General features: G+C 71.5%; 29 protein-coding genes. 10 read left to right on the top strand and 19 right to left on the bottom strand.

Annotated features, from left to right (window positions below; translation table 11 throughout):
- Positions 1-239: 239 nt before the first annotated feature.
- The 5 genes from ACWGN5_RS38005 to ACWGN5_RS37985 form a co-directional block, all read right to left on the bottom strand.
- Complete coding sequence (locus ACWGN5_RS38005; RefSeq protein ID WP_453522980.1) at positions 240-1,244, bottom strand: DUF6292 family protein; 1,005 nt, start codon at positions 1,242-1,244, stop codon at positions 240-242.
- Between the two features lie 501 nt (positions 1,245-1,745).
- Positions 1,746-2,159 carry a hypothetical protein gene (locus ACWGN5_RS38000; RefSeq protein ID WP_453522979.1) on the bottom strand — a complete coding sequence of 138 codons (414 nt, stop codon included), beginning with the start codon at positions 2,157-2,159 and terminating at the stop codon, positions 1,746-1,748.
- Positions 2,160-2,306: 147 nt separating this feature from the next.
- Positions 2,307-2,993 (bottom strand): transcriptional repressor LexA, encoded by a 687-nt coding sequence (lexA, locus tag ACWGN5_RS37995; RefSeq protein WP_453522978.1) that lies wholly within the window; start codon positions 2,991-2,993, stop codon positions 2,307-2,309.
- Positions 2,994-3,182: 189 nt separating this feature from the next.
- A complete protein-coding gene (locus ACWGN5_RS37990) occupies positions 3,183-3,758 on the bottom strand; it encodes a hypothetical protein (protein ID WP_453522977.1) in 576 nt (191 codons plus the stop codon).
- Between the two features lie 287 nt (positions 3,759-4,045).
- Positions 4,046-5,383: a UDP-glucose dehydrogenase family protein gene (locus ACWGN5_RS37985; RefSeq protein ID WP_453522976.1), complete on the bottom strand. Its 1,338-nt coding sequence runs from the start codon at positions 5,381-5,383 to the stop codon at positions 4,046-4,048.
- Between the two features lie 93 nt (positions 5,384-5,476).
- Between ACWGN5_RS37985 and ACWGN5_RS37980 the strand changes: the two genes are divergently transcribed.
- Positions 5,477-6,781 (top strand): UDP-glucose dehydrogenase family protein, encoded by a 1,305-nt coding sequence (locus ACWGN5_RS37980; RefSeq protein ID WP_453522975.1) that lies wholly within the window; start codon positions 5,477-5,479, stop codon positions 6,779-6,781.
- Positions 6,782-6,831: 50 nt separating this feature from the next.
- On the opposite strand, the gene ACWGN5_RS37975 is transcribed toward ACWGN5_RS37980, so the two are convergent.
- Positions 6,832-7,662 carry a class I SAM-dependent methyltransferase gene (locus ACWGN5_RS37975; protein WP_453522974.1) on the bottom strand — a complete coding sequence of 277 codons (831 nt, stop codon included), beginning with the start codon at positions 7,660-7,662 and terminating at the stop codon, positions 6,832-6,834.
- A 296-nt stretch (positions 7,663-7,958) separates the two neighbouring features.
- Here ACWGN5_RS37975 and ACWGN5_RS37970 point away from each other — a divergent pair, with 296 nt between their 5' ends.
- Positions 7,959-9,338: a sporulation protein gene (locus tag ACWGN5_RS37970; protein ID WP_453522973.1), complete on the top strand. Its 1,380-nt coding sequence runs from the start codon at positions 7,959-7,961 to the stop codon at positions 9,336-9,338.
- Here the strand turns inward: ACWGN5_RS37970 and ACWGN5_RS37965 are convergent.
- From ACWGN5_RS37965 to ACWGN5_RS37955, 3 genes are all read right to left on the bottom strand, one after another.
- Positions 9,301-9,792, bottom strand: coding sequence for an NUDIX domain-containing protein (locus ACWGN5_RS37965; protein WP_453522972.1), 492 nt, complete (start codon positions 9,790-9,792; stop codon positions 9,301-9,303). The genes ACWGN5_RS37970 and ACWGN5_RS37965 overlap by 38 nt on opposite strands.
- Positions 9,793-9,930: 138 nt before the next feature.
- Positions 9,931-10,746 (bottom strand): hypothetical protein, encoded by an 816-nt coding sequence (locus ACWGN5_RS37960; RefSeq protein WP_453522971.1) that lies wholly within the window; start codon positions 10,744-10,746, stop codon positions 9,931-9,933.
- 44 nt (positions 10,747-10,790) lie between these two features.
- Positions 10,791-12,572, bottom strand: a complete 1,782-nt coding sequence (locus tag ACWGN5_RS37955) for a pRL2-11 (protein WP_453522970.1) — start codon at positions 12,570-12,572, stop codon at positions 10,791-10,793.
- Between the two features lie 328 nt (positions 12,573-12,900).
- On the opposite strand from ACWGN5_RS37955, the gene ACWGN5_RS37950 reads away from it, so the two are divergent.
- The 3 genes from ACWGN5_RS37950 (at position 12,901) to ku (ending at position 14,510) form a co-directional block, all read left to right on the top strand.
- A complete protein-coding gene (locus ACWGN5_RS37950) occupies positions 12,901-13,200 on the top strand; it encodes a hypothetical protein (protein ID WP_453522969.1) in 300 nt (99 codons plus the stop codon).
- Positions 13,197-13,445: a hypothetical protein gene (locus ACWGN5_RS37945; protein WP_453522968.1), complete on the top strand. Its 249-nt coding sequence runs from the start codon at positions 13,197-13,199 to the stop codon at positions 13,443-13,445. Before ACWGN5_RS37950 ends, ACWGN5_RS37945 begins: the two co-directional genes overlap by 4 nt.
- Positions 13,446-13,568: 123 nt before the next feature.
- Positions 13,569-14,510 carry a non-homologous end joining protein Ku gene (gene ku / locus ACWGN5_RS37940; RefSeq protein ID WP_453522967.1) on the top strand — a complete coding sequence of 314 codons (942 nt, stop codon included), beginning with the start codon at positions 13,569-13,571 and terminating at the stop codon, positions 14,508-14,510.
- Positions 14,511-14,610: 100 nt separating this feature from the next.
- Here ku and ACWGN5_RS37935 read toward each other — a convergent pair whose 3' ends face one another.
- Positions 14,611-14,949 (bottom strand): DUF6233 domain-containing protein, encoded by a 339-nt coding sequence (locus ACWGN5_RS37935; protein WP_453522966.1) that lies wholly within the window; start codon positions 14,947-14,949, stop codon positions 14,611-14,613.
- A 286-nt stretch (positions 14,950-15,235) separates the two neighbouring features.
- Here ACWGN5_RS37935 and ACWGN5_RS37930 point away from each other — a divergent pair, with 286 nt between their 5' ends.
- Both ACWGN5_RS37930 and ACWGN5_RS37925 read left to right on the top strand, forming a co-directional pair.
- Complete coding sequence (locus ACWGN5_RS37930; RefSeq protein ID WP_453522965.1) at positions 15,236-15,487, top strand: hypothetical protein; 252 nt, start codon at positions 15,236-15,238, stop codon at positions 15,485-15,487.
- Positions 15,484-16,470, top strand: coding sequence for a DNA polymerase Y family protein (locus ACWGN5_RS37925; RefSeq protein ID WP_453522964.1), 987 nt, complete (start codon positions 15,484-15,486; stop codon positions 16,468-16,470). The genes ACWGN5_RS37930 and ACWGN5_RS37925 overlap by 4 nt, the downstream gene beginning before the upstream one ends.
- A gap of 334 nt (positions 16,471-16,804) precedes the next feature.
- Here the strand turns inward: ACWGN5_RS37925 and ACWGN5_RS37920 are convergent, their stop codons facing one another.
- Positions 16,805-17,482, bottom strand: coding sequence for a methyltransferase domain-containing protein (locus ACWGN5_RS37920; protein ID WP_453522963.1), 678 nt, complete (start codon positions 17,480-17,482; stop codon positions 16,805-16,807).
- A gap of 172 nt (positions 17,483-17,654) precedes the next feature.
- Positions 17,655-18,122, bottom strand: coding sequence for a hypothetical protein (locus ACWGN5_RS37915; protein ID WP_453522962.1), 468 nt, complete (start codon positions 18,120-18,122; stop codon positions 17,655-17,657).
- Between the two features lie 381 nt (positions 18,123-18,503).
- On the opposite strand from ACWGN5_RS37915, the gene ACWGN5_RS37910 reads away from it, so the two are divergent.
- Complete coding sequence (locus tag ACWGN5_RS37910) at positions 18,504-19,595, top strand: transcriptional regulator (RefSeq protein WP_453522961.1); 1,092 nt, start codon at positions 18,504-18,506, stop codon at positions 19,593-19,595.
- A gap of 85 nt (positions 19,596-19,680) precedes the next feature.
- Here the strand turns inward: ACWGN5_RS37910 and ACWGN5_RS37905 are convergent, their stop codons facing one another.
- The 7 genes from ACWGN5_RS37905 to ACWGN5_RS37875 form a co-directional block, all read right to left on the bottom strand.
- Positions 19,681-20,457, bottom strand: a complete 777-nt coding sequence (locus tag ACWGN5_RS37905; protein ID WP_453522960.1) for a hypothetical protein — start codon at positions 20,455-20,457, stop codon at positions 19,681-19,683.
- 126 nt (positions 20,458-20,583) lie between these two features.
- Positions 20,584-21,693: a hypothetical protein gene (locus tag ACWGN5_RS37900; protein WP_453522959.1), complete on the bottom strand. Its 1,110-nt coding sequence runs from the start codon at positions 21,691-21,693 to the stop codon at positions 20,584-20,586.
- Between the two features lie 3 nt (positions 21,694-21,696).
- The gene (locus ACWGN5_RS37895; protein WP_453522958.1) at positions 21,697-22,581 is read right to left on the bottom strand and encodes a lactate/malate family dehydrogenase; all 885 of its coding nucleotides are present in this window, start codon (positions 22,579-22,581) and stop codon (positions 21,697-21,699) included.
- On the bottom strand, positions 22,578-23,732 hold the full coding sequence (locus tag ACWGN5_RS37890) for a phosphotransferase (RefSeq protein ID WP_453522957.1): 1,155 nt from the start codon (positions 23,730-23,732) through the stop codon (positions 22,578-22,580). The genes ACWGN5_RS37895 and ACWGN5_RS37890 overlap by 4 nt, the downstream gene beginning before the upstream one ends.
- Positions 23,729-24,127: a hypothetical protein gene (locus ACWGN5_RS37885; protein ID WP_453522956.1), complete on the bottom strand. Its 399-nt coding sequence runs from the start codon at positions 24,125-24,127 to the stop codon at positions 23,729-23,731. Before ACWGN5_RS37885 ends, ACWGN5_RS37890 begins: the two co-directional genes overlap by 4 nt.
- Positions 24,124-24,546, bottom strand: a complete 423-nt coding sequence (locus ACWGN5_RS37880) for a hypothetical protein (RefSeq protein ID WP_453522955.1) — start codon at positions 24,544-24,546, stop codon at positions 24,124-24,126. Before ACWGN5_RS37880 ends, ACWGN5_RS37885 begins: the two co-directional genes overlap by 4 nt.
- Positions 24,543-25,004: a hypothetical protein gene (locus ACWGN5_RS37875; RefSeq protein ID WP_453522954.1), complete on the bottom strand. Its 462-nt coding sequence runs from the start codon at positions 25,002-25,004 to the stop codon at positions 24,543-24,545. Before ACWGN5_RS37875 ends, ACWGN5_RS37880 begins: the two co-directional genes overlap by 4 nt.
- Positions 25,005-25,529: 525 nt before the next feature.
- Here ACWGN5_RS37875 and ACWGN5_RS37870 point away from each other — a divergent pair.
- A complete protein-coding gene (locus ACWGN5_RS37870) occupies positions 25,530-26,369 on the top strand; it encodes a helix-turn-helix domain-containing protein (RefSeq protein ID WP_453522953.1) in 840 nt (279 codons plus the stop codon).
- Positions 26,366-26,575, top strand: coding sequence for a DUF397 domain-containing protein (locus ACWGN5_RS37865; RefSeq protein WP_453522952.1), 210 nt, complete (start codon positions 26,366-26,368; stop codon positions 26,573-26,575). Before ACWGN5_RS37870 ends, ACWGN5_RS37865 begins: the two co-directional genes overlap by 4 nt.
- The last annotated feature ends 42 nt before the right edge of the window (positions 26,576-26,617 follow it).

Here is a 26,617-nt window from a genome sequence, read left to right as displayed (position 1 = left end):
CGCCCGGACACACCCCCGGCGGCGCACCACCGGCCCCAGCCCCAAGAAAGTCCCCAGGGCGCGCCCCACCGGCCCTCAGCCCGCCCCTGTCGCCGCGCCCCCCTGCTGCTCCCCCGTGCTGCTCCCCCGCCTCGTCCGACCAGCAGGCGGCCGAGTGCGCCCCGGCTGCCGTCTTCGCGGCAGAACGGAAGCCCGAAGGCGGTTGGATTCCGGGTCCTTCAGGGGCTTGAGACGGTGTGTCAGGAGGTGAGTGCGGCCAGGAGGTCGGCGGGACGGGGCTCGGCGCTTTGGGGAAGGAGGGGGTGGCTTCCTGGTGCGGTGTACGGGTGGAGGCGTCGGGTGGCTGTGCGCCATCCCTCGCCGTCTTCCCAGACGAGCGCGGCCGCCGGTGCCTCGGGGGTGAGGGGAACTGCGGCACGGAGTGTGTCGCGGCTCTGCTCGACGTCCGGTGCGGTGGAGGTGTCGGTGAGGCCGGCTTCGTGCAGGGTGGCCGTGACCGTGGCCAGGTAGGCCCTGGCTTGGCGGGCGCGGAGTTCGGTGAGGGCCTGGTGCACGGCGGTGCGGACCTGGCCGGCGGGGTAGCCGAGTTCGGCGGCGGCCTGCTGGGGGGTGAGGGTGGGATCGGCGGCCAGGCGGTCGGCGATCCGGCTGGCGCGTAGGTGGGTCAGGGCGCGCTGTGCGGTGTCGCGGTGGACGCCGAGGCTTTCTGTGACGCGGGCGGCGGTGATGGCGGGGTCGGCGTCGAGGAGGGGCGCGGCGAGTGCGAGGAGTTGGTCGCGGGGGATCTGGTCGCCGGCGTTCTTGGGGCGGCCTCCGGTGGCGGGGCGGCTGTTCCTGGCGTCCCGGTAGGCGCGGATGATGCCGCGGGGCCAGTGCTCGACGCCGGCGATGACGACCTTGTGGTCGGCCAGGGCGGGGCGTTTCTTGTAGGCGCTCCAGCCGGTCAGGGCGACGCCGAGTTCGGCGGCGGCTTCGCTTCGGTCCAAGAGGTCCTCGTCGCTGTCGGTGCTGGGCAGTTCGGGGACGGGGGCGCCGAGGAGGTAGGCGTCGACCTGGTCGGCGTCGAACAGGAGGGTGCGGGCGCCGTCTGAGCTGATCGGAGCCGGGAAGCCTTCCGCGGCGTACGGTTTGACGACCTGGTAGCGCCCGAGGCTGAGTCCCTGCTGTGCGGCGAGATCGGCGAGGGTGCGGACCTTGTCGATGCGGCCGGCGCGGATCACGGCGAACTCCAATACGGACGACATGAGGCGGGCAGGGCGCGGCCGTGCAGCAGCCGCGATCATGCCCTGGACAAGAAAACTGTACCGAATTCCTTTCGCGTCGCTACGCCGCTACACTCACCGACAAGCCTCGCGGGTCCCTGGATCGGCGGGTGTCTTGGTAGGCCGGCGCCCGTGCCACCCGCCCTCCGGGGCGGACTGAGGGCGCCGGCCAATTCATTCTGTGGCCGCATCGGACTGCGTACGGAGAGCTGGGAGGCGCAGAACGCGGCTCCCTGTTGTCTGAGGGTCGCCGGGCTTGACTACGCGGATGACGGAGCCGGGGACCACGCAGCAGGTGACGTGGCTCCAGCGGGCTTTGCTGGCGAAGGCCGGCGTCAATGGGGCGGCCCAGTCCTGGCCGGCTCGGCAATCAGGCGAGTGCGGTAGGCGGTGTGTGCGCGGGCCGGGCAGATTTCGGGGCCCCCTCCGGCTCGGCGGCCGACGGTTCCAAGGTCGTCCCCGACGAGACGTCCACGGCTGTGCTCACTGTGCCCCCTGCCGCTGAGCGGCGCGGCGCCGGGCACGGACGGGGGCCGTCTCGTCAGTCCAGGTGATCAAGCACCAGCGTTCCCCGTCGTGTCCCGGAGTGCCCCGCCACGGCTCCAGGGTGTACACGAGGCTGTTCCAGAGGTCGAGCCGGTCGATCAACGCCTCCGGCCGAGTGTCGCCAAGGGAGTCATGCAGCAAATCCAGCTGATACCCGACGGTCTCGTAGAGGGCCTGGGCGATGCGCGTCTCCGGGGCCGTCGGCTGGTAGCGGGCGCCCACCTCATCGAGGCGGGCGGTGAAGAACGCTTCCATCGCCGCGACGTCGGCTGCGGTGATCGACATGGCGTAGAAGTCGGGCGGGGTGCTGGGCGGGAAGCCGCAGTCGGGAAGGCGGGCCGGCCTCTTCATGATGGGGCGTCTCCTCACTTGCCGACGGCGGGGCCTGATGCTTCGCCACACCCGCTGTGCCTCGTTGGATAGGACGTTATCCCACCTGATCATCTCCGCCGCTACCGCTTTCGTCATGACGATCGCGCCGCGCCCGCGTTTCTCCCTCTACAGAGTGCGCAGGACCGCGACCACCTTGCCGAGGATGACGGCGTGGTCGCCCGGGATCGGGTCGTATGCGGCGTTGTGGGGCATGAGCCATACGCGGCCGTCCTCGCGACGCAGGCGCTTCACCGTGGCTTCGCCGTCCAGCATCGCGGCGACGATGTCGCCGTGTTCCGCGGTATCTGCCTGCCTCACGGTGACGATGTCTCCGTCGCAGATGGCCGCGTCGATCATGCTGTCGCCGACCACCTTCAGTGCGAACAGCCGGCCTTCCCCGACCAGCTGCCGCGGCAAGGAGAGGACGTCCTCGACCGATTCCTCGGCGAGGATCGGGGCGCCGGCGGCGATCCGCCCGATGAGGGGGACGGCGGCTGTGGGAGGAGCAGCTGATGTCGACGCCTGCGGGAAGTCCTCGCTCCAGCGGGCGCGGACTCGATACGCGCGGGGGCGGTGGGGGTCGCGGTAGAGCGCTCCCTTCCGCTCCAGTGCCATGAGTTGGTGCGCGACGGACGAGGTGCTGCTGAGCTTGACCGCGGCACCGATCTCTCGCATGGAGGGCGGGTATCCCTGGCGCTGGATCGCGCGCTCAATGCACTCGATGATCGCGACCTGTCGGGGTGTGAGTCCGTCGGGGTCGACGCGAGTGCCGGGCGGCCGCCCGGGCCGACCTGCGGTTTCGGCAGGGTGCATGTGGTGGTTCCCCCCTTGCGGGATCTTGCTTGAAGGGGACACTAAACCGCCATCCGACACAAAGGGAACACTGTTTCGATATCCGTCAGCTTCAGCCTGTGCGGGCGCGGCGCCGGGGAACGGAACCCTGGAGTACCCGCTCCGCAGCAGACCGAGCCGCGCTCAGCTGCCTCTGCAGGAGACGGGCCATCAGTAGCCCCTGCGGTTGTCGTACCGGCGCAGCCGAGCTGCCGTGGCTGTCTCGGTGCTGCCGAGGGCCACTGCGATCTCCTCGTCGGTGTGTTTCCCGGTGGCCAGGCGGGCCGCGTAGGCACCGTTCGTGTCGACGATCGCATCCAGTTCGCCCACGATCCTCAGCGCGGTCAGGGGGTCGTCGTCCTCGATGTCGTCCAGTCGCTCGCGAAGGTGCGAGAGGAGCCGGGCGACGTCCTCGGGCAGCGGCACCGCGCGGACGGCTACCTGTCGGATGTGGTCGTCCCAGTCCTTCTCCGGCCCCGAGGTGTCATATCGGTGGGGCTCGCGGTGCGAGACCTGCGTCCAGTCGATCGGGTAGGTCGCCTCGCCGTGCCAGCCGCAGGCGCACACGGCACGCATCCGGTCCGCGAGCGGCGAGCGGCCCTCCCCGTTGTAGAACCACCAGTCGGTGAAGCTGGGGACGTGCGATCCGCTGCCCATGTCGATGTACACCGGGCCCGGCACCGTGCCGTCCTGCAGCAGCACCCCGACCTTGCCCACGTGCCCTTCCGCGCCATCCGGCTCCCACATGCCCCGGTCTCCCCTTCTCCCGCGTATCGGTATGGCTCGCCGTACGGTCCGTCGGCTGCCCCGGTTCCCTCACAGTGCCCGAGGCGACAGGACCGGCGCAGGCGAATCCCTGCATATTCCACGGGCGAGTGACAGACCGGCTGCGGCGGACAGTGGTGCCGTGGGGCGCGCCGTGTATGGAGCGCGCCCCACGCACGGCTGCCGCCGGCCCGGCGGGCCGCTGATCACGAAGCGAGGGTGTGGTGGACACGGTGGTCTCGGACGCCTCGGCGGCGTCGGCCCACGCGTCAGGCGGTGGCGGGTGACAGGGTCCTGGCGCCCAGGGCGGTGAAGGTCCACCCGGCTCGGGACCATGCGGCGCGGTCGAGGGTGCCGCGGGCGTCGATCACGGCCGGGGTGGCCATGCGGTCGACGAGAACGGTCGGGTCCGCGTGCCGGTAGTGCTCCCAGCCGGTCAGGTGCAGGAGTACGTGCGCGCCGTCAAGCGCCTTGTCGAGGAGGTCTGCGGTCTGGAGGTGCGGTGCCTCCTGGCGTACGGCGGGCAGGGCCTTGGGGTCGTGGACGACGACGTCGGCGCCGGCGGCGTGGAGGTCGAGGGCGACGGCGAGGGCGGGGCTGTCGCGGAGGTCGTCGGTGCCGGGCTTGAACGCGGCGCCCCAGACGGCGATGCGCTTGCCGGTGAGGGCGCCTCCGGCTGCCTCGCGGGTCAGGGCGACGACGCGGCGTCGGCGGCGGATGTTGATGGCGTCGATGTCCTTGAGGAACGCGGCCTCGGGCACGTGCAGCTCGGTGGCCCGCTCGTACAGCGCCCGGATGTCCTTGGGGATGCACGATCCGCCGAAGCCGAGGCCGGCGTCGAGCATCGCGGGTCCGATGCGGGGGTCCAGGCCCATGGAGAGGGCCAGGGCGTGGATGTCGGCGCCGGTCTGCTCGCACAGGGCGCTGATGAAGTTGATGTAGGAGACCTTCGTGGCAAGGAAGCCGTTGGCCGCGGACTTCGCGAGCTCGGCGGTCTGCAGGTTGGTGACGATCAGACGGACGCCAGCGGCGGTCCACGGGCCCCAGATCGTGCGCAGGAGGGTCTCGTCCTGGGGGCGCTGATCGGGGATGCCGACGATGATGCGGCTCGGGCGGGCGGCGTCCTGCATGGAGGTGGACTCGCGCAGGAAGTCGGGCGAGTAGGCGACGCTGACGCTCACGCCCGGGCGGGCGACGGCGGCGGCCTGCTCACCCAGGCGCTGCGCGGTGCCGACGGGGACGGAGGACTTGGCCACGATGAGGCAGTCGCGGCGGGCTCGTCGGGCGAGGCCGGTGACGGCGGCCTCGATGTAGGTCAGGTCGGCGGCCAGGGCGCCGTGCCGCTGCGGGGTGGGGACGCAGACGAAGTGCACGTCGGCGAAGGCGACGGCCTCGTCGTAGGAGTCGGTGAAGCGCATCGTGCCGGTGGCCGCGTGCTTCGCGATCGTCTCGCCGAGGCCGGACTCGTCGAACGGGGCCCGGCCGGCACGCAGTTCGGCCAGAGTGCGGGGGTCGGACTCGATGCCGAGGACGTCGTGTCCGATCTCGGCGAGCGAGGCGGCGTACGGCGCTCCGAGACGCCCGATGCCGACGACGGTGACCTTCATGCTGTCTACCTCCGGGTTTGCGTGGTTGAGGCGGGACTGTGGTTGTGTGGCTCGTCTCGAATCCCGACGAGGAAGGGGCACATCGCTGTGCGCATGACCGTGATCGGATGCGGGCACCTGGGGGCTACGCACGCCGCAGCCATGGCGGAGATCGGGCACGACGTGCTCGGCGTGGACATCGATCAGGACAAAATCGACACCCTGAACGACGGGCGGGCATGGTTCCGTGAGCCGCAGCTCGACGACCTCCTCGGCCGGCATGTCGGCGGGCGCCTGCGGTTCACGACCGACTTCGCCGAGGCCGCCGCGTTCGGCGAGATCCACTTCATCGGCGTGGGCACCCCGGACCTTCCCGACGGCTCCGGGTACGACCTGTCGCAGGTGTACGCGGCCGTCGACACGATCGCCCCGCTGCTGAGCGAGCGGTGCCTGGTGGTGGGCAAGTCGACGGTGCCCGTCGGGACGACCGCCGCCGTCGAGGCCCGGATCCACGAGCTGGCGCCCGCGGCCGCCGAGGTGGAGGTGGCCTGGTCGCCGGAGTTCCTGCGCGAGGGGCACGCCGTCGACGACACGCTGCGCCCGGACCGGATCGTGGCCGGCGTCTCCAGCCCGTGGGCGGAGAAGCTGATCCGTGAGGCGTTCGCGCCGATCGTGGACGCCGGGTCCCCGATCATCGTGACCGACCCGGCGACCTGCGAGCTGGTCAAGGGCTCGGCGAACGCGTTCCTGGCCACGCGGATCTCCTTCATCAACGCCATCGCCAACCTCGCCGAGGCCACCGGCGCGGACGCGTCCGTCGTCGCCCGCGCGATCGGCTTCGACGACCGCATCGGCCACAAGGCCATGTCGCCCGGCCTCGGATACGGCGGCGGCTGCCTGCCCAAGGACACACGCGCGTTCATCGCCCGCGCCGACCAGCTCGGCGTCGGCGCCTCGTTCGACTTCCTGCGCGGCGTCGACGCCGTCAACCAGGACCGCCGCTCGCACACCGTCGAACGGGTCCGGGCCGCGGCCGGCGGAGAGCTGGCCGGGCGCCGCATCGCCGTGTGGGGCGCCGCGTTCAAGCCGGGCACGGACGACATCCGCGACTCCCCCGCACTCGACGTCGCGCATCGCCTCCACCAGGAGGGCGCGCACGTGGTGGTGTACGACCCGATGGCCAACGCCAACGCGCGCGCCCTGCACCCCGAGCTGGAGTACGCGGGCAGCGCCCTGGCGGCGGCCAAGGACGCGGATGCCGTCCTGCTGGCCACCGAGTGGCCGCAGTTCCGTAGCGCCGACCCGCAGGCCGTGGGCCAGGCGGTCGCGGCCAGGGTGCTCGTCGACGCGCGCAGTGCGGTAGACCACGAGGCGTGGGAGGACGCCGGCTGGAGCGTCCACCGGCTCGGCCGGGGCTGAGCGGCGGCTGTGCCGCGCCGACGCGGTTGCGGCGCGGCACAGCCCGGCCGCTACGGGCGCCATCCGAGGATGAGCGCCGCGGTGACGTCCGCCTCGAACACGCCGGACGGCTCCACCGCGAGCAGCGAACGCTTCAGGTCCTCGGCGAACACCTCGGCCTGGTCGCCGAGGAGCGCCGGGGAGCTGTAGGCGTAGGTGAACTGGACGCCGACGAGCTCGTCGAGGGTGTAGCGGACGGTGTGCTCGGCGCGGATCACCGCCGTGCGGGCGAACAGGGAGGCTTTCAGCAGCGCCTGGTGGTCGCCCTGCGGGACGACGTAGTCCTGGCCGATCCCGGCGGCCGGAACGCGGCCGACGTAGCGGGAGCGGACGGTGGCGATGACGTCGTGCCACCAGGGCCGGGGCGCTCCGGTGGCGTGGGAGCACAGGACGGCGACGAACCCGCCGGGGGCCACGACCTGGTCGAGCTGCTGCAGTACGCGGGGGCGGTTCATCCAGTGGAAGGCGTCGGCGATCACCGCCCCGGAGACGCCGCCGGTGCCGTGCTGGTCGGCGATGGTCTCGCCCGTGCCCTGGCGCCAGTCGACCAGGAGCCCGCGCTCGGCGGCCTGCTTCTGGGCGGTGGCGAGCATCTCGCCGCTCGGGTCGACGCCGATCATGTCGACGCCGCTGGACGTCAGGGCGAGGCTGACCGGGCCGGGGCCGCAGCCCAGGTCCACCATCCGCGGTGCGGCCGTGTGCCGGTGCGCGAGGCCCACCACCGTGTCGGTGAGGAAGACCGGGTACGGGAGCCGGTAGCGGGCGTAGTGGTCGGCGGTGCTCTGGAAGATCCGGCCGGCGTCCGCGTACAGCGCGGTGCGCTCGGTCTGGGTGGTCACCATGGGCTCTCCTCGGGGGCCCCGCGGATCGCGGGGTGACGGCGCTCGACGCTCCCGTTCGACGAAGCCGCCGCACGGGAGCGCGTCCTGGAGTGCGCCCGGCGCTCCGGTTGCGGGGCCAGGGGGCCGGGCGGCACGTTCCCAGAGAAGCGGCTGGCTCGGCCGGGGTGGAGGCGCACAAGGGGGGCTAACAACTCGCGCGGGCCATCTTGGGGTTCTGTGCAGACCTGTCCCGCTCTAGGCTCGGTTGCCCACCCCACGGCAACGGGGCCGTGGGGCCCCGAACCGATGGGGGCTCAGTGGCAGACACCCGGCGCTCTCGTGGGCGCAACGAGGATCTCGCGCGCCTCATCCTGGCGGCCGGCGCCAGCAACAAGGCGCTCGCTCACCAGGTCAACCGGATCGCCCGCGAGGCCGGCCGGGAGACCAGATACGGGCACACCAGCGTCGCCAATTGGGTGAACCTCGGCATGGTCCCCCACGCTCCCGTCCCGCAGTTTGTGGCCGCTGCGCTGGGCGAACGTCTCGGACGAAGGGTCACCGTCGAGGAAATCGGCATGTACGACCGTCAACGCGGCGAAGGTGACATGGGGTTGGATTTCCCCCGCGACCCGTCCGATGCCATCCGCGTCGCCGCGACCTACTGGAGAACCGTGGACCGCCGAAAGTTCCTCAGCAACGGCTTCGCCGTCTCTGCCTTCACCATCCCCGTCACCCGGTGGCTCACCCAGCCCGCCGACGCTGCCACCGTCCACCAGGGCGGCCGGCGGGTCGGGCGCGGCGATCTGGACGAGCTGTGGCAGGCCGCCGACGAGGCCCGCCGGTGGGACTCGAAGTTCGGTGGCGGCAACTGGAAGACTTCCTCCGTCACTGAGTGCCTGCGCCTGCGGGCGGCCCCGCTGCTGTCGGGCACCTACACGGAAGCGATCGGGAAGGAGTTGTTCTCCGCCACGGCGGAGCTGTCCCGGGTCGTGGGGTGGTCCGCCTTCGACATCGGCCAGCACGAGGCCGCCCAGCGGCACTTCGTCCAGGCCCTGCGCTTGGCCCGGGCGGCCGGCGACGTTCAGGCCGGCTGCTACGTGCTGACCACGATGTCCCTGCAGACCATGCTCCGTGGGTACCCGCAGCAGGCCGCGGACATGGCCGAGGGCGCGTTCGAGCGCGCCAAGGCTGTGGCGGCACCGCGCGTGCTGGCCTTCGCCAAGCTGGCCGAGGCCCGCGCCCACGGCCGGGCGGGCGACGCCAGGGCAGCCGACGCCGCGCTCGCTCTCTCGGAGAACCTGCTCGACTCCATCCGCCCCGACTCCCCCGACCCGGACTGGCTGTCGTACTTCACACACGCCCGCCTCGCGGCCGACGCGACCGAGATCCACCGCGACCTCGGGCAGCCACGCGCCGCGTTCGCATGGAACTCGCAGGCCGACGCCATGCCGTCCGACCGGTTCACCCGCGCCGTCGGCATCCGTCTCGCCGTCCTCGCCGGCAGCCACCTCCAGGACGGCGACCTCGACCAGAGCCTCGCCGTCGGCGCCCGCGCTTTGGACGTGCTGACTACGGTTTCCTCGACCCGGGCTCACGGCTATCTCCGCGAGTTCGCCACCGCTCTTGGGCCGTGGAAGAGCGACCGCACCGTGGGCGAGTTCATCGACCGGGCGCGCGCCGAGCTGGCGGCGGCCTGAGAGGGGTCAGTCGTGCGCCTGTGAGCTCCGCGACGTGTCCGTCCATGCTCGCCTCGTGCAGGCGGATCACGTCCTCCGCCCACGGGCACATCCGCAGTCGAGGGAGCATCGATACGGGGAACCAGCGGAGCATCACGCCCTCCGTCAGCATCAGTGTCTCCGGGTCTCCGTTCCACCGCCCCAGGAAGACCTGTATGTAGCCCGAGACGCCCTCCCAACTGTTGTGGGCGAGCGTGAAACGGCGCAGGCCCGGCAGCACCAGCCCTGCCTCTTCGGCAAGCTCCCGAGCGATCGTCGCTTCCAAGGTCGGATCGTCCGCGTCTGTGGTCCCGCCCAGCAGCGACCACGTTCCTGGGTTGACCACGCCCGGTATGTCGTCCCTCAGATGCAGCAGATACTGCCCGTCCTCGTTCACGATCAGTGCAGCAGAGCCGAGAACCTCGGTGTCGTCCATCTCTGTAGCATCACGCATCGCCGGAGGCACTGCTCAGCGCGGCCGCTGAGGGTCGCATCGCCTCCGACGGCCGCCTCACCGCAGGCCAGCAGTAAGCAACCAACCCACGCGTTACGACATTCGCTGCACTCCCCTGCGTCAGAGTCCGGGAGTCGAGACGACTCGCAGGAGGCTCGCCGCGATGCCGATGAGCGCTTCCGCCTCGGTGCGGCTGTACTCGAAGTCCTTGGTGACGTCATCGGCATGCTCCGCACCGGATGCCTGATCGAACGCCGCCTTATAGATCGCGCGCCACCGCTGCGTCTGGGTGCGCTGGTGCAGGTCGTCGCTCTTGCTGATGGCGGGCCAGTCGGCGACGGCGGAGATGCGTTCCATGGCCTGTCGGGCGCTACCGATCGCCTTGTCGAACTCGCCGTCATGCAGGAGCCGACGGGCCTCCTGGAGATACTCGGCAGCTTCTCGCCGAGCACCTCCTGCGCCCGGCAGCGGAATCGCCAGGGTGAACCCGAAGGCGGCGCCGAGCCGCTGGATCTCGTCCTGCCAGGTGCTCGCCGGGACGCGGAACATCACACGGCTTTCCGCAACCCCATGGCACAGCGGCTGGAAGCCGCGGATGTGGAGCTCCAGCTGGAGGTCCTGGCCGGCGCGGTGCTCTTCGAGGTCCAGCAGCTGCTGATTCGTGATCGCGAAGGCGAGCCGTACGTTGTACGTGCTGTGGTTGATCATGGCGACGCGGGCGGGTCCCGAGGTGGCAAGCCATCTGCCGTACGGTCCGGTCACGGACAGGTCGGTTTCAAGCTCGCTGTGGTCCAGCAGCTCGCTGCTGGGAACGCCGGACGGCGTCAGCTCCACGTTGAGCGTGAGCCTGTGCACGTCGAATCCGCGGTTGAGGGTGATCCGGGTGGGGTCGATCCTTATCTGGAGCGACCCGCCGTTGTTGGAGAACTGAAGCACGTCCGGCCTTTCTCGCCTGTCTGGTTGACCTTGGATTATCGCGGTCAGGCGACGCTCCGGCCCGGGGTTTTCGGGTTCGTATCCCGGGTGCGGGGCCGGTTGCGGGCCCACTGGTGGAGGTCGTCGAGGCGATAGAGGTGTTCCGCGCCCGACCTGCTGGCGGGGGCGGGGAACTCTGGGTCGTTGCGACGGGCCCAGCGCAGGCCGGCGAGAGTCATGCCCTCCAGCTCCTGCTGCGCAGCCCGGAGCCCGACCAGCCCCGCTTCACTCCCGGCCGACTTGGCCGTTTCCGAGCTGGCGTCGCTCTCCGCCTCCGGCGGGTTGCCCACGGTCGTACCTGGCTTGTGGAGGGTGAGTGGCTGGTGGTTTCCGGGGATGCCGGCCATAGCCCAGGCGCGGGCTTCGGCTTCGGAGAGGTTGAGGACCTGTGTCTCGCGGGCGGCGCCGCCGAGGACGACCTGGACGCGGCCCGGATGCCGGGTCGGCTTGGGCGCGGGGTGGACTTCGGGGACGAGCATCTTCCAGGCGTTGAGGGTGTAGCGGACGAGGATGCGGGTGGAGAAGTTCTCCCGCATCTCCGGTCCGCCGAGGGCGCGGGCGGTGGCGGACTGGGCGACGAGCAGGACATGGAGGCGTACCTGGCGGCCCATGAAGAGAATCTCGGCGAGGGCGTCGATCGCAGGGCTGGTCTTGGGGTCGTCGCTGCTGCGGATCTTCTCCCAGTGGCGGCGGAGCTGGGCCATGGTCGCGTTGATCTCTTCGAGGAGGATCACGATGCGGGGGCCGACCCGGTCGGGTTCGGCAGCCAGGACGTCGTCGCCGAGCTGCTCGGCAAGCCGGATGCGGCGGTGCCCCTCGGTGCCGAGCTCGATCAGGGCGTCGTGGATGTCGGCGATGTCCCGGCAGTAGTTCACCCCGGGGATGCCGCGGGCCCAGGTGTGGCTGATGCGCTTGAAGTCGAGGATGTGGGCCTGGGCGCCGTTGTGGAGGAACTGGCAGGCGATCGTGCGCAGGATGGTGGACTTGCCGCCGCCGGTGCCTGCGGAGATCAGGACGTGGGGGGAGTCGTGGTCGAGGTCGACCGAGACCTTCTGCTTGCCGGCTCCGAGGCCGATGAGCGGCGCGGATTCGGGCACGGAAGCGAGGAGGTCGCGTACGCCGGGGTCGTTCAGGCCGAGTGAGGTCGGCGGTCGGTCCTTCTTCTTGACGATGAGGTGGGGGTCGCGTCCGGCCAGGCGCCAGGAGAAGGAGGCGTTCTGCAGGGCGAGCTTCTGCATGACCAGCTCGGCGATCGTGTCGCGGTTGAAGCGGAGGTGGAGCGGGAGGTCGATGCGGATCTCGGCGTCGTCGTCGGTGAAGTCGGCCGGTACGTGGAGGTAGGTGCGGGGGTCGGTGTGTTCGGAGATCTGGAGGGGGCCGGCGAGCGCCTGGTGCAGCGGCTCGACCCATTCCTGCAGCAGCTCGCGCCGTTCGCGGCCCTTGATCCGGTACGTGACGCCGCAGGCCGCCGTGGCGAGCGCGGCCATCGGGGCGCCGTAGGTGAGGGCTTGGGTGACTGCTTCGGGATGGTGGAGGTAGCCGTACGCCCCGCCCGCAGCTGCGGCGAGGGTGGCCATGCGGACGGTGAGGCGGTGCCAGCCGGCCCGGTAGGAGGAGCGGCGGACGGGGCCGTCGGCGTCCTTCACCACGACGCGGCGCCCCGGCTGCCAGAACGTGGCGTCCGTGCGGCGGACACCGTCCAGGTCCTGGCCGGCGAGGAATCGGCCGGTGACCTCGGCCAGGTTGTCGAGGGCCTCGTCGAGGCCACGGGGCGAGGGAGAGGACATCAGCGGCTCCTCGAAAGGATCGGCGGCACACGGATGCCTCACCTTTCGGTACGGGCCTCACCATCACACTCACCACCGCCCCACCAATGCCGTCTCGGTTGGGCAACACCGCAGCCTGCGCCATGGTGAGTCACCGCTGCCGAGCGAGGTAGGCACGTGGTGAGTGGGACCTACGAGACGGCAGTCTTCTCGGCGTCGAGTCGGCATGGCCGGGCGGCCTGGTGGGCGCCGGATGTCGCCCGCGGGGCGGACTCAGCGGAGCGCCTGACCGGGCCGCGGTGGGCCGCGTAGGCTGGCGGGTGACAGGAACGACGCCCGGGAGGCAGACGTGACGGCACGTGAGACGTGGACGGTGGACCGGCTCCATCACGCACTCCCGCACTCAGCCTCCCGTCAGCAGCTTCTTGCGGACGTGAACCTCACCCCGATCGATGAGCTCTCCGTAGTCCTCGACCGGTGGGCCGCGGCCGCCGACGCGCTCCAGGCCGCCGCTCCCCGCATCGCCGCCGCCCGCGCCCAGCACGCTGGCGCTCCCGCTCTCGGCGACGTGGCTGTCGACCACACTGGCGACGTTCTGCGCGACGCCGGCCACCGTGCCGACCGCGAGTCGGGCCGGGGCGCCGCGTGACCTACCGGCTCAGCTTCCCGGCCGACGTCTTCGACACCTACAAACAGCTCCCCGACGGCGCGCGCCAGGACCTCGCGGTCTGTCTCGTCGACGCACAGGAGGACCCCCTGGGGCACTCCGAGCCGTACGGCGAGGACGACGGCATCATCCGGACCGTGGCCCGCGGGCACGTCACCGCCGTGATCATGGTCGGGGCTCCCACGAGCACCCTCACCGTCCTGGCGATCGCGTACGCCGGCGGTTGACCGACCCGCCGCGGTCCGACTGCTGATGCCCTGGGTGGTCGTGCGGGCTCACGCCAAGGGGGTGCGATCACGGACGGCGTCTGCATAGCCTGGGACCCCCAGGGGGGCCGCGGAGGAGTACGAATGCCCCGTCCCTTGTGGTCCGGAGCTGTCAGCTTTGGGCTGGTCACGGTACCTATCAAGCTTGAGGCCGCGGCCGAGTCGCACTCGGTCGCCTTCCGCCAGGTCCACATGAAGAACGGCGAAATCCACGGCCGCGTCCGCTATCGCAAGTCGTGCGAGCTCGACGGCCGCGAGCTGACCGAGGACGAGATCGGCAAGGGCTACGAGGTCAGCACGGACCAGATCATCCCCATCACGGACCAAGACCTCGCGACGATGCCGCTGCCCACCGCGAAGGCAATCGAGATCGTCGCGTTCATCCCGGCGGACCAGGTCGACGCCGTGCAGTACGGCGCCGGCTCCTACTACCTGACCGCCGACGGCCCGGTCGCGTCGAAGCCGTACGTCCTCCTCCGCAAGGCACTCGCCCGCAACGAGAAGGTCGCCGTCGCCAAGTTCGCGCTCCGCGGCCGCGAGCGGCTCGGCCTCCTGCGCCCCCTCGGCGACGCCCTTCTGCTGTCCGGCCTCCACTGGGGAGACGAGATCCGCTCCCCCACCGAGCTCACCCCACCCGCGACCGCGCTGACCGACGACGAGATCGAGGGCGCTCTCGCACTGATGGACACGATGACCGTCGACAGCATCGGTGACCTGGACGTCAGCGACCACTACACCGAGGCGCTCCTAGAGGTCATCGAAGCGAAAGCCGAGCACCGCACGCCCGCCCCGGCCGCGGGCGGGGAAGCGCCGCCGGCGCCGGTCGTCGACCTGATGGCCGCGCTGGAGGCGTCCGTGGCCAAGGCGAAGGAGAGCCGCGGCGAGACCGCCGACGGCGAGGCGACGGTGCACGAGATGCCGAAGCCGAAGAAGGCCACGGCCAGGAAGGCACCGGCGAAGAAGGCGGCCGCGAAGAAGACCGCGGCGAAGAAGGCGGCCCCGGCCCGGCGCCGGAAGTCCGCATGACCGCAGTCCGGGGCCGCCCCCGGCGATCTGCTTGGACGGCGCGACACGTTGCCTTGCCCAGTGCCAGGCCAGCGCGCCCGCTGACCGGTGCCGGCCGGTGTCAGTCGAGCAGTCCGAGGTCAGAGTCCGGTCGGCAGACCTCACAGGCGGGCAAGCCCGCCTCGGCGAGGGCGCGGCGGGCCTCGCCGCGGGTAAGGGGACTGGTGTTCTTGCCAGCGAGGCGGCAGTCGCCGATGTGGACGGCGGCCGGTACTCGGTGGCCCCGCTCGCGCAGGTAGGCCAGGACCCAGCCGGGGTCCGCCGGCCCAACGCGTACGTTCCGCATGGCCGCCTCGCGCTGCTCGGCCTCCGTGATCCGGGCCCGGACCCGGTCCAGGGACACCACGAGCCACGTCTCCAAGGTGCGAAGACGCGGGAGGTCGGGCGGCAGCTCGGACATCAGCCCACCGGACGCTTGGGCTTCTGCAGAGCTTCCACCTCTGCCCTATGCGTCAGGCAGAGGGGGTTCCCACCCCACCCGTAACGGTGGCAGGGGGCCTGGCAGCGGGCGCAGCGGCCCAGGAGCTGGGGCGGGCACTGCTGGGGCGGGAGGTTGACCGGGGCGGGGGTGGTCATGGCGGTCCTCAGGTCGGGCGGGGCGGCCGGGTCAGGCTAGAACGCGCGTTCCGCTGGTTCCGGCGTGCACACGTGGCGAACTTATTCGAACACATGCTCTACTGAATTGTATGACGCACCGCCCCTTCCCCGACGACCTGGTCACCGCCCAGGAGGCATGGACCAGGACCTACGAGGAGCTCGCCCGTCCCCGCACCCCCGGGACCGCGGGCACCACGACTCTCCGGCGCCGGCTGATCCGGCTGTCCGTACGGCTGTGGTGGCATCCGTACTGGGCCACTCCGTCTGGCGGGCCGGCGGCCCGGGTCGCGCTGCGCGAGCTCGTCCACACCGGACGCGGGGAGAGGGTGAGCGGGGCATGAGCGAGAGCATGATCATGCACGTGCGATGCCGACCGGACATCGAGCCCGAGGAGTACCGCACCGTCCTCGACGTCCTCGCGGACGTCACCCCCCTCGTCCAGCCCCTCCCGCCCTCGGCTCTCCTCGCCCAGATCGGCGGCGTGCTCCGCCTCCACGACGCGGAGCCGGACGAGATTGCCCGGCGGGTGCGGGTGCGCTCCCTCCTCCACGGCATCGACGTCTGCATCGGCATCGCGGACACGTGGTCGACGGCCGCGACCGCCTCGGCCCGCACCGGACCCGCCGGGGTCCTGTACCTGCCCGACGAGCGGGCCGCGAGCGCCTTCCTCGCACCGCTGCCGGTCGATGCCCTCTACGGGGTCGGCGCCGTGCAGGCCGCGACACTGCGCCGCTACGGCCTGCACACCATCGGCGCCCTCGCCGCCATGCCCGAAGAGGTCGTGTGCCGCGTCGTCGGCGGGAAGGCCGGGCGGACGCTGCGGCAGAGGGCCCGCGGGATCGACCCCCGCGCCGTGGTACCGCTGCGCCGCCCGGAGTCGGCCTCCGCCCGGCACGCATTCGACCGGGACATGCTCGATCCGGTCCTCATCCGGGCCGCGCTGCTCGACCTCGTCGCCGAGCTCGCCAAGGAGCTGCGCGGACGCGGGCAGATCGCCCGCGGCCTCACCCTGTCCGTACGCCTCGCGGACGGCTCGACCGTCGTACGCACCCGGAAACTCCCCGCGCCGTCCGCGCACACGGAGGACCTCCGCACCGCCGTGTGGCGGGGCTGGGACGCGCTCGCCTTCCAGCGGGCCCGCGTCAGGAGCCTGACCGTCACCGCCGAGGAGCTCACACCGGCCGAGGAAGGCCCCGGCACGCAGCTGTCCCTCGACCCCGAGCGCGAGGCCCGGCTGCGCATCGAGCCCGTCCTCGACCAGCTCAACGCCAGGTGGGGGCACACGGTCGTACGGCCGGCGGGCGCCTACCGCCACGCCTCCTGACGGAGATCCCGCCCGCCCCTTCCTCGTTCCTGCAGGTCACATATAGCGTCGCCGGTCCCGGGCCTTGCACATGAGGCCCGTGTACAGGGAGGGGACTGCGATGCGACGCGACATCGGATGGGGCCTGCACGACACCGGGTGGCCGGTGGCCGACCCGGGCTGGGGTGCATGCCGTGACGTCGGCTGGGGCCTGGCGGCCGCCCCCGAGTGGGACTGACCCTCCCATCCCGGGCCCTCCGGCCGTTGCGCATCGGTGGCAAAGCCGCCCGTCACACGAGTGAAGCCCCGGCGCGTGCCGGGGCTTCACTGTTGCCTGGGGGCGTGGCCGGGTGGCTCAGGGCGCGGCCTGGGCGGTGACGAGGAGCGTGCCGAGGGCGACCGGATCCGGGTGCGGCAGCACCCGGGCATCGACGGCGGTGAAGCCGTGGCGCTTGAGGATGTCGGCCCACTGCTCGGGACCGTACTGCCAGCGCCATACGGCCAGTTCGGTCTCCCGGCCCTCCAGCCACTTCCCGCCCATCTGCTGGGCGCCGTACTGCCCGACGGCCGGCTCGCGGTGCGAGAACGCGAAGGTGCCGCCGGGCGCGAGGCGCGCGGCGACGCGCGGGAACAGCTCCTCGGGGTCGGAGAACCACACCGCGCCCCAGGTCGAATAGATCGCGTCGAACCGGCGGGTCTCCTGGTCGAGAAACGCGCACGCCTCGGCGTGCACGAACGTGAGCCGGGGCTCGCCGTCCCAGAAGGCACGGGCACGCTCGACCTGGACCGCCGAGAAGTCCACGGCAGTGACCTCCACCCCGGCCCGGGCGAGGAACGCGGCGTTCTCACCCTCCGCCGGCCCGAGGTCCAGGGCGGTGGCCGGGGCGCCGAGAACTTCGGCGCCGGGCCCGCCGTCGGCAAGCCCGGTCCAGTCGAATGCCCCGGCCGCGGGCCGGGGCTGCTCTCCCTCCCCCCTGAAGGGCTTGTACTTGTCCCAGTACTCGGCCGGGGTGGTGGGGGCGGCGCTGGTCATGAACGGGTCCTCCGGGGTACGCGGGCCGGACGGCGAGGACCGCCCAAGCTACCGGCCTCCACCCGCGTGCCGGAGGGGAATCCGCACTGCGTCGCCCGAAGGAGGACACGGCCGTGCCCGGGAGCGCGAGGCACCCCCGGGCACGGATGCCGCCGGCCTTACGGCCTGCGGGTCAGTGGCAGTTGGACCCCGGGGAGCACGGGCCGCACTTGGCGTAGTCCGCCTCCCACAGCTTCCAGTCCACGTCGAACCCGTTGTCGGCGATGATCTGGGCCGTGCGCTCGACGGAGCCGTCGTACTTGAACGCGATCTCGGGGATGTGCTCCAGGAACTTCCCGCCGAAGTTCGCGGAGCAGAACTGCCGGTAGTTCACGGTGTCCAGGATGAAGACGTGGACGGCGATGTCGACGATCCGGCCGCAGCACATCTCCAGGCCCTGACCCCACTTCTCCATCGCGGTGATCAGGTAGGAGACGGCGGCGGTGAACAGACGGGTCGCCATCACCTCGTCGAACGGGTAGTCGCGCATCAGCAGGGCGATCTCGCGCTCCCAGACCTCGGGCTGCACGTACGCGCGAGGGTCGCGGTACTCGGCGGCGGGCGCCGCCTGCGTGGCCTGTTCGGGGGCCGTCAGGGTCATGGTTGTGCTCCTCTCGATCGACGTTTCGAGTGGCGCCCCCGGGGCGGCCTCTCCTGCGGCCAGGGCCGTGGGGAGAGTCCGGGTGCCCCGGTGGCGTTCGCCCATTGAACGGGGCGGGCACACCCTCACAGAGGGGCCGTGCGGGGGTGCGTTTGCCCTGCGGGGGGCCAGAGCGGGGGGCCAAGGATGCGATTACACCGACGTACGGCAGGGGGGCGGCTCATGATGTGCCCGAACGGGATCGGGGTCTTACTCCGCGGCCTCCGCGAGGACGCGGGCCGCACGCGCGAGCAACAGGCCCGGCTGGTGGAGGAGGCACAGGGCGGCAGATGGTTCGACCCGGAGAATTTGAAGAGGTGGGAGACGGAGAAGCGGTTGCCGGTGGCTATCTGGCACGAGCCGATCGCCGCCGCGTACGGGCTCACGGTCGGCGACGTGCGGCGGGCCGTGGCCGCCTCACGGGAGTACCGGCGGCGCCAGGGCAGGGAGAAGACGGACGTGGACAGGCGGCGTTTCATCGGGGCGGCAGCGGCAGCGGCGGGAATCTCCGCACTGCCCGGCATCGCACAGGCCAGGGAAGGAATCGACGGGGGCCTGAACGGTTCCGGAGCCGGTGACCTGGCGTATCTGGCCTCGGCGTTCGAGCGGCACCGGGGCGGCTACCGGGGCCGATCCCCCGACGCGGTGCTCGCCGAGATGCAGGCCGATCTCGACCTCCTCGGCCAGGTCCTCAACCGGTCCCACCCCGCGCGGGAGCGGGCCGAGCTCGCCCGGACCGCCGCGGGGATCGCGGGACTCGTCGCGATCGTCCAGCACGACCGCGGCGACCAGCGCGATGCGCACCGCTGGTTCGCCACCGCCGAGCGGGCCGCGCGCGAGTCCGGCGACCGCCGGATGACCGCCTGGGTCCTCGCCCGGCATGCCATGGTGCCCCTCAACTACGGCGCCCCCGCCGAGGCCGCGCGCCTCGCCGCGCGGGCCCGACGCGAGGCCGGCGCCGCACCCACTGCCGCGGCCGCGCTGTCCGCGGCGGTCACGGCCCGCGCGCTCGCCGCCCTCGGCGACACCGACCGTGCCCGGCTCGCCGTGCGCGAGGTCCGGGACATGGCCGACCGTCTCGACGGCCAGGAGGCCGCCGACACCTGGTTCGGCTACCCCGGACAGAAGCACCACGTGCATCTGTCGCAGGCGTACACGCTCCTCGGCGACACCTCGGCCGCGTACGCCGCGCAGGAGAACGCCCTCGAACTCACCACCTCGCCGTCGGTGATGACCCGGGCGCTGCTGGCCATGGACACCGCCGCGTGTCTGCGCGCGGACGGCGACCCCACGGCGGCCGCCGAGATGGCCGCCGGCGTCCTCGACCGGCTCCCCGCCCCCTACCGCGAGGGCCTGATCCGCTCCCGGGCCGAGGCCCTGCACCGGCAGCTCACCGGACGTTCTCGCGACCACCTCGGCCAGGCGCTCGCGTAACGGCCCTGCCCTCGTCGTGCCACCGCGAGGTGGCATGCGGGGCGGGCGTACGACGCACCACTGGCGTTGCAGCGCTGCCGGTCGGCTACACGCTGTCCGGAGCGCCGGCGGGTTCTGGGAGCTGGATGCCACGGGCCCGTGACACCCAGTGGATGCGCTGACGCGGTGGCAGCAGGCTGTACTCCAAGGTCCGGAGGCCCGACTCTTCGATGAGGTGCCAGGGCGCGAGCTGCCACAGACCGTCGCGGTCGGGGACCGGGTGAACGGGGGTACCAGTCAGCGCCAGGTCCCACCGGTCGGTGCTTCCATTGTCACGGTCGTCCTCCACCGTGACGCTGCCTCGTACCTGGTGCGGCAGTTCCTGACCGGTCTGCTTCGCCGCGTAGTTCTCCGACAGCTGCTTGATGGTGAAGTCGCTCTGGAGGTAGATGTCCGGAGTCGTCTCCCCCGGCTCCAGGAGGAGCACTCCGACGGCCGTGGGCCTGTTGTCCCTGGCCACGACCAGGTCGCCATCGAACCGGGCCTGGACCCGCCGGTCGCTGCGGTTCTCCAGCACCAGGACCTGTTGCAGCACGAGCCGGTTGGCCCCGTCCTGGTCCGCGGGGAAGTGCCACGTGTGCCCGGTCGGCCACCTGCCGCAGGGCATGCCGGAGCTGTTCCACGCCAGCGGCTCCCAGGGCGGGGTTTCCAGCTTGAGTGTTATGTCCGGGGCCTGGGAGTCAAGTCGGCTACGGATGGCGTCAGCCGCCATCAGCTGGCTGACCTTGACGGACTGGCGCGTGAGATTGGCCTGCCATATGACGCCGCCGAAGGCCAGCGTGCCGCCGATCGCACCGACGGCGGTCCAGAAGGTTTCTGACATGGCCGAGATTCTGGCATCACCACCCTGAGCCACCCCGGACGACCAAATGCCCCTCCTCGCGCGGCTGGGGCGAGGAGGGGCACGTGAAGCGGTCCGCGAGGGGGGCTCGGACCGGCGGTCTTGTGGTCAGGCGCGGAGGCCGGAGACGGCCTCCTTGAGGAGCGTGGCGTTCGTGGTGACGTCGTGGCCCATCACGAGCCCCTGGCGGGGCAGGTCCGCGAGGGCGGCGCGGAGGGCGGTGTGGTCAGCGGGCGGGGGCAGGAGTCCGAAGACGTCGGGGTAGCGGTCCTCGGTCGTCTCGTCGAAGAAGTCGCCGTCCTGGACGCCGCGCGAGATCTCAATCAGCCGCGGGGCGGCCTCGCGCGTGATCTGCGGGTAGAGGATTCCGGCCGCGTGGCCCTTGGTGGCGAGCGGGATGGACAGCCAGGACGTGAGCTGATCGGGAAAGAACTGCGGCTTCAGCTCGCCCTTGCCGTTCTTCTTCCACAGCGGGGTGCGGCTGCCGGTAAGGAGGGCGTCGGTCACAGTGGGGTGCTGGGTGGGGTGCATCTGCTCGCCGGAGGCGAGGCGCTCGCGGACGGTCTCGTAGAGGTCGAGCGCGTCGAGGAGGCCGAAGCCGACCGCGGCGGCGGACGGCCAGGGCAGTACACGCACCATGCCGTCGGCGGTGGCGCGGGCGAAGACGCGGTCGTTGGCGAGCATCGCCCATCCGGCACGGCCGAGGGTGAAGGCCGTGGTGGTCTTGCCCGCGCCCTTGTCGCCGAGGGTGAGGATCGTGGCGCCGCCCTCGTCGGTGACGGCGGAGGCGTGCAGAATCGCCCATCCGTCGGCGAGGAGCTGGGCCCGGACAATCTCGCGGGCGAGGCGGGCGGTGGCGGTGGCGACGGCGGTCTCATCGGTGCCGGCGATCCGCAGCAGCTTCCATTCCGCGTCCCACCGGTAGGCGAGACCCTCGCTCGGCTGGACGGCCGTGACCATGGAGCCGTCGCGGACGAAGAGCATCTCGGCGCCGGCATACTCGATCCGCTCCGGTGAGGAGCCATCGACCACGGCCGTCAGCGCGCGCAGCTCCTCCTCGTCGACATCGCCGGAGACCACGGGTCCGGCGATGTCCGTGACCGGCGTCGCGGTCCACCAGGCGCCGAAGTAGCGGGCGGCCCACGCCGGGACGGCCTCGCCGACGCTGGTCACGGTGACGGCCTGGCCGTCGGCGGTGGCGATACGTACAGCACTCACGGGTCAGTTCTCCTTGTCGAGCTGGATGTAGGCGGTGTGGAGCTTCTCCGTGGACGCCGCGAGCTGGGCGGCCTCGGAGGGGTCGAGCGGCGGCGGGCACAGGGTCGGCGTGCCGGCGGTGTACGCCACCGGCATACCGAGCCAGACGCCGCCGTCCTGACGGGTGGAAACCTCGGTGACGCCGTCGATGAGGCCGAGGGCGTGGGTGAGGGCGGTCAGGACAGCTCCGGCGGGGCCGGAGCGGGTACGGCCGATTCCGGCGCTGATGCGGCGGGGGCGGGCTGCGAGCTCGTCGCGGACGCGCTGTACGGGCACGTGCGTGCGGCGGCCGTGCACGGTGGTGGTGGAGGCGCAGATCACGGCGGCGTCGCCGTGCTCTCCGATCACGTGCCCGCGTACGGCGTCCGTGGGCACGCGCAGGAGGCGGGCCAGGGTGAGGCGGTAGCGGGCGGTGTCCGTGGCGGCCCCGACCCCCAGCACACGCGGGCAGCCGGACACCTCGGCGAACAGGCGTGTCAGGACGTCGACGGGGTTGGTCACCATCACCGCCACACCGGGGTAGCTGGTGAACTGCCGCGCGAGAGCGGCGATGAGCGGGGCGTTCGCTGCGAGTCCGGCCATGCGTACATCTGCGGTGGCCGTGTTGGTGAACTTGGCGCGCGGGGAGACCACGACCGCGTCGCAGTCGCCCATGTCGTCCGGGGCGGCGACGGCCACCCGGACCGGTGAACGGGTGACCTGGGTCAGGTCCTCAAGATCGGTGACGAGTCCTCGGGCGCTGACCTCGGAGCCGGAGGCTACGAGGACCTCTTCGCACCACCCTGAACCGACGAGGAGGGCACCGACGCTCTGCCCGACCGCGCCCGCGCCGACGAGTCCGACCTTCATGTGTGTACCGCCTTTCGTGCGCAGGTCAGATACAGCCGCCACAGCGTCGGCCCGTCCACGGCCGCCAGGAGCGGCGCCGTGGCGCGGTCCAGGAGTCCGGTCACTTCGTGGGCGCGGGCGCGGAGTCCGGCGGCGTGGGCGGACAGCGGCAGATCCGCCGGCGCCGTGAGATAGGTGGTGAGGATGCAGGTGGTGTCCATGAGGACCAGGAGCACGAGCTCGCGCATCCACGCCTCCCGCTCGGCGTCGGGCAGCCGCCGGGCCGTGGCCCGTACGAAGGGGTCGAGCCCGGCCAGGATCACGCGGGCAGCATCCGGGGCCGACGGGAGGCCGATCAGTCCCAGCACCGTACGGGAGACGAGTTTGGCGGTGTCCGCGACCGCGTGACCGCGCATCAGCCCCGGATCGAGGAACACCGGCCGTCCGGCGGGGCCGTCGGGGAAGACTGCGTGCTCGGGCTTGAGGTCACCGAAGACGACGCCTCTCACGCCTGGGAGCGACGGCGCCCGGCGGGCCCGGCGAAGCCGGATCACCACACCGTCGAGGACGTCGCCGTAGCCCGTCTCCCGCAGATACAGCAGGCCGGAAAGCCCGTTGAACTTGCGGGCGAAGGTGTCGCCGATGCCCCGCTCGCGAATCTGGCCCCGATCGACGGCCGCCGCCACGCCTTCGCGAGCGAGGCCCTCGGCGACGTCGCGCACGACCAGACCGAGGAGCTCGCTCGTGCGGCCCGGCTCGGCCTCCATCAGGTCCGCGAGCGTCGGGCCGGGTACCGGCTCGGTGAAGAGCACGCCGCGGCTGTACTCGGCGAGCGGGACGGTACCGAGGGCGGCGGGACCGGCCAACGTCCGCAACTGCGCGGCCTCGCGCGCCATGAGCGAGCCGGGTGAGACCAGATACGCCGCTTGCCGGGCCCGGAGGGTCGCGAGATCGCCGCACGCCCCGCGCAGCACGGACACCAGCGACACCCCGCACACCGAAACCTTCGCGTAGAGGAGGCGACCATCGACTTCGAGCGGCTGCACGTAGCTCGTGACGCTCGGCGTCACCGGACCCGGCACCACCTCGGCACCCGGCCACCTCAGCCGCACCGCCGCGAGGACCTGCTCGCCCGCCATCGCGAGCACATCGGCGGCAGTCGGGGGCATCACGCCGACCACCCGCCCGTCACGGCGGGGACCCCGTCGGTCGCTGGGTCGCGGAGCGGCCGGGGCCGGTGGCAGACGCATCCGTCGGCGGGCATCGCGGCGAGCGTGTAGAGAACGTGCCCGGGACCGGTCACGGTGACCGCCTCCGGGACGTACGCGCCGGTGGTAAGCCGGTCCGCGACGTCCTCGCACCCGATGCGGTCGTCGAGCCAGAGGCGCAGGGTGGCGCCGGGGAACGGGCGGACGTCGTCCGGGTCGTCGTCGAGCCGGTCGGCGAGATGCTCCGCCGCCGCCGTCAGCCGTCGAACGGCAGCCCACGGCGTCGGAGCGCCGTCACAGGCAAGGAGCCAGAGGTACGGGTCACCAGGGAGTCCAGCCCACGTTTCGCAGTGGATCACGGCCGCGCCACCTGGATCTGGACGTAAGCGCTCGGGCCCATGTCGTGCTGGATGACGCCGACCCGGTCCGTCGGCTCGATGTGCGCGAGCGAGTCCGGGTCCAGCGCTGCGTGGACGCGTCCGCCGGGGGCGATCACGCTGATCGTGGCCAGTCCGCGGTGGTAGTCCGTGACGAGCAGGAGGGTGTCACTGAGGACGCGCTCGGCCATGTGCTCGGCGAGCTCGCCAGCGAGATGGGCCAGTCGCTTGACATCCGGCATGGGCAGGCACAGCAGGCCATACATCACCCCCGTTCGCAGCTCAGCCGTCTCGGGGGTGTCGGCCGCCTCCGCCGGTAAGGTCCGGATTTCGCGGAAGTCGGGGCCGTCCTCGGGACATGGCACGCGCACGCCGAACAGGCGGGGAATGATCACGCTCATGCGCCGTCCTCCCCTCGGGTGCCGGTTGTCGGTGTGGCGAGCAGAACGTCGCGCAGCGCCTCGGGGTCCATCAGGCGAGGGAACCGGCCGGGGGGCGTGATCCATTGGCGCGCGGCGACCTGCGGGCCGCCCGGTCGGGGGACGGCGATCCACCACGGCGGCCCGAGGGCGGTGGTGCCGGGGACGGCCCACGTCGTGTGGGTGCCGGCGGGGACCCACACGTAGACGTAGCCGGTGCCGAGGTCGGCGAGGATCGGGACGTCCGTCCAGGCCTCCCGCCGGTACTCGGCCGCGCTGGTCAGCCGGTGCTGCGGCATGGCGATGAGGTCCCATAAGGCGCCGGTGGGCAGGACGGCGTAGGTACTGTGCAGCCAGTCGTGCCAGACCGCCCACGACGAAGATCTCGCCGTGGCCAGCCAGTGCGCCCCGACGTCGGATGCTTCACGGGTATGGCTCATGAACTCCCCCCAAGAGTCGGGCAGTTGTCGTGGGTCCTCACCGAGTAGCCGAGTCGGCCGCCCTCGGTTCCGGATCGCACGTAGGCGTATCCGCCGTCACGGGTGAGATGGCGCGATCCACAGCCCGCCGCGCAGGTCCGGGCGTGTAACTGGTCGCGCTGGCCGGCGGTGAGGCCGGAAGGTTCGTGCACGTCGACTCGGATGTCTGCCGACGGCGCACTGCGTGCCGTCATGGTGTGTCGGTCCCCTCTTGTCCGATGTCCTAGGGGGTGCCCTTCGGTCACGTTGCGTGATTCGACGCACACGACCGGGTGCTACTTGAAACACTGCCATTGAATTTCAATTACTGGTACCCGTTCGGCTGAACTTCCCCCGCATTGGGGACAGTGGAGGAGGGAGCACACCGTGACGACTGCCGCGTACCCTGCGGGTGGTGATCGAGCTCGTGCCGAAAATCCGCGGTACGGCTCAGGCGGAGGGGTGGACATGGCGACACGGAGCACGGCGGCAGGTCCCGCCAGTCGGATGCAGATCGCCCGCGGACTCCGACAACTGATGGACGCTCAAGGGCTGACGCAAGGCGACGTGGCACGCTCCGCCGAGGTCTCGCCCGGCACGGTCAACAGGTACTTGATGTGGCAGGACCGGGGCGCCCTCAAGCTCCCGACCCTGCGGGCCATCGCGCAGGCCTCCGGCGCCACCGACGAACAGACCGAGTACCTCGTCGAGCTCGCCCGCTCACAGGCTGACGGGTGGTGGATGGACAACGCGGAAGCCGCGCCCTGGTTGAACGCCCTGCACGCCTTCGAGGAGATCGCAGAGTACGAGTACGTGTGGGCGACATCTCTCGTCCCCGGTCTCGCCCAGACACCCAAATACGCCCGCCACCTCCACGAGCAGCAAGACCCCCACGCAGACGCATCGGTCATCGACGCCCGAGTCGAGGCCCGGATCAGGCGGCAGCAGATCCTCGACCGCGAGGACCTGAGGCTGTGGATCATCCTGGATCAAGCCGTACTGAAGCGGCGTGTGGGATCAGCGGCGGTGATGGCCGAGCAGATAGACCACCTGCGACAGCTCGCCGAGCGCCCCCGGGTCAGGGTTCAGGTCCTCCCCTTCGATGTCGGGGCGCCCGACGCCGGAAGCGGCGGACACTTCCTGATCCTCGGCAGAGAAGACGTCGCCGAACCGGTCAACAACATGTCCGTGGTCTACCTGGAGTTGCACCGTCGCGGTATGTACCTCGACGACCCCGCCGACGTCACCGACTACAAGATCATGTTTGATGACCTGCGCAGCCAGGCGGCCGACAAGGGCCGGACCCTTGAGCTGCTGACCAACGCACGATCGGAGTACGACGCATGAGCGCCGCCAAGCCCCCCGTCCAGTTCGCAGCCGACGGCTGGTTCAAGTCGTCGGCGAGCGCCGCACAGAACGAGTGCGTCGAGGTCAACACGAGCCCCGGCGCCGTCGGCGTTCGAGACTCGAAGGTCTCTGGTGGGCCAGTCCTTACCTTCGAGCCAGCCGCCTTCTCCGCCGCGATCGAAGCACTGGCCGCCGACAAGCTGTAGAGCGCAACGCCCGAGGGCCCCGACCGTAGTGCGAGCTACGGT

It is taken from the genome of Streptomyces sp. NPDC055815 (assembly GCF_053616475.1).
Note: the sequence above shows the minus strand (reverse complement) of the source record. Positions and strands in the feature narration are given on the sequence as shown.

Coding starts and splice junctions, on each gene's coding strand:
- lexA (WP_453522978.1), bottom strand. CDS start 2,993: ATGCACCCTGCCGAAACCGCAGGTCGGCCCGGGCGGCCGCCCGGCACT.
- ACWGN5_RS37905 (WP_453522960.1), bottom strand. CDS start 20,457: ATGTCAGAAACCTTCTGGACCGCCGTCGGTGCGATCGGCGGCACGCTG.
- ACWGN5_RS37925 (WP_453522964.1), top strand. CDS start 15,484: ATGAGCGAGAGCATGATCATGCACGTGCGATGCCGACCGGACATCGAG.
- ACWGN5_RS37980 (WP_453522975.1), top strand. CDS start 5,477: ATGACCGTGATCGGATGCGGGCACCTGGGGGCTACGCACGCCGCAGCC.
- ACWGN5_RS37870 (WP_453522953.1), top strand. CDS start 25,530: ATGCAGATCGCCCGCGGACTCCGACAACTGATGGACGCTCAAGGGCTG.
- ACWGN5_RS37985 (WP_453522976.1), bottom strand. CDS start 5,383: ATGAAGGTCACCGTCGTCGGCATCGGGCGTCTCGGAGCGCCGTACGCC.
- ACWGN5_RS37930 (WP_453522965.1), top strand. CDS start 15,236: ATGACGCACCGCCCCTTCCCCGACGACCTGGTCACCGCCCAGGAGGCA.
- ACWGN5_RS37880 (WP_453522955.1), bottom strand. CDS start 24,546: ATGAGCGTGATCATTCCCCGCCTGTTCGGCGTGCGCGTGCCATGTCCC.
- ku (WP_453522967.1), top strand. CDS start 13,569: ATGCCCCGTCCCTTGTGGTCCGGAGCTGTCAGCTTTGGGCTGGTCACG.
- ACWGN5_RS37875 (WP_453522954.1), bottom strand. CDS start 25,004: ATGAGCCATACCCGTGAAGCATCCGACGTCGGGGCGCACTGGCTGGCC.
- ACWGN5_RS38000 (WP_453522979.1), bottom strand. CDS start 2,159: ATGAAGAGGCCGGCCCGCCTTCCCGACTGCGGCTTCCCGCCCAGCACC.
- ACWGN5_RS37990 (WP_453522977.1), bottom strand. CDS start 3,758: ATGTGGGAGCCGGATGGCGCGGAAGGGCACGTGGGCAAGGTCGGGGTG.
- ACWGN5_RS37935 (WP_453522966.1), bottom strand. CDS start 14,949: ATGTCCGAGCTGCCGCCCGACCTCCCGCGTCTTCGCACCTTGGAGACG.
- ACWGN5_RS37895 (WP_453522958.1), bottom strand. CDS start 22,581: ATGAAGGTCGGACTCGTCGGCGCGGGCGCGGTCGGGCAGAGCGTCGGT.
- ACWGN5_RS37920 (WP_453522963.1), bottom strand. CDS start 17,482: ATGACCAGCGCCGCCCCCACCACCCCGGCCGAGTACTGGGACAAGTAC.
- ACWGN5_RS37965 (WP_453522972.1), bottom strand. CDS start 9,792: ATGGACGACACCGAGGTTCTCGGCTCTGCTGCACTGATCGTGAACGAG.
- ACWGN5_RS37865 (WP_453522952.1), top strand. CDS start 26,366: ATGAGCGCCGCCAAGCCCCCCGTCCAGTTCGCAGCCGACGGCTGGTTC.
- ACWGN5_RS37955 (WP_453522970.1), bottom strand. CDS start 12,572: ATGTCCTCTCCCTCGCCCCGTGGCCTCGACGAGGCCCTCGACAACCTG.
- ACWGN5_RS37915 (WP_453522962.1), bottom strand. CDS start 18,122: ATGACCCTGACGGCCCCCGAACAGGCCACGCAGGCGGCGCCCGCCGCC.
- ACWGN5_RS37975 (WP_453522974.1), bottom strand. CDS start 7,662: ATGGTGACCACCCAGACCGAGCGCACCGCGCTGTACGCGGACGCCGGC.
- ACWGN5_RS38005 (WP_453522980.1), bottom strand. CDS start 1,244: ATGTCGTCCGTATTGGAGTTCGCCGTGATCCGCGCCGGCCGCATCGAC.